Origin of the sequence: Mesorhizobium waimense (assembly GCF_003601975.1) — a bacterium.
In the GTDB taxonomy this organism is placed as follows: Bacteria; Pseudomonadota; Alphaproteobacteria; order Rhizobiales; family Rhizobiaceae; genus Mesorhizobium; species Mesorhizobium waimense.
Genome location: NZ_QZWZ01000236.1, coordinates 1 through 403, shown reverse-complemented (window position 1 = coordinate 403; position 403 = coordinate 1). Strand labels below are relative to the sequence as shown.

The window sequence follows — 403 nt, the reverse complement described above, 5'->3', positions numbered from 1 at the left end:
CTCCAATCCTCGCCGGGTTCAAGGCCCGGCAGTCTCAAGCCGTGACGCGGCCAGCCGGTCGCGCGAAGCTCATATAGTGCGTCCGTTCCGGGAATGCACCCGGCGGGACGACATGACACCGTCCCGAAAACGCAGGTTCTGCGGGGCTCTCGCCCCGGTTGCGGCAACCGTCAGGCCGCCCGCGTCGATCCGCCGGCGCGGCGGGCGAGGATGCCCGTCAGCGCAGCGGTGAAAAGCTCGATCTCCTTCGAGGTCGTACGGCGACCGATCGAGACGCGCAGGCCGCCCTCGCCGTCGCGCCCCATCGCCTTGAGCACGTGGCTCGGGCCAACCCTGCCCGACGAGCAGGCCGAACCGGCCGAGACCGCAACGCCGGCAAGATCGAATCCGATCTGCGCCGTCT

General features: G+C 70.0%; 1 pseudogene. It reads right to left on the bottom strand.

The window, feature by feature from the left end:
• Window positions 1-170: 170 nt before the first annotated feature.
• Window positions 171-403 (bottom strand): annotated as a pseudogene (locus tag D3227_RS40810) (cysteine desulfurase); the annotation flags it as partial.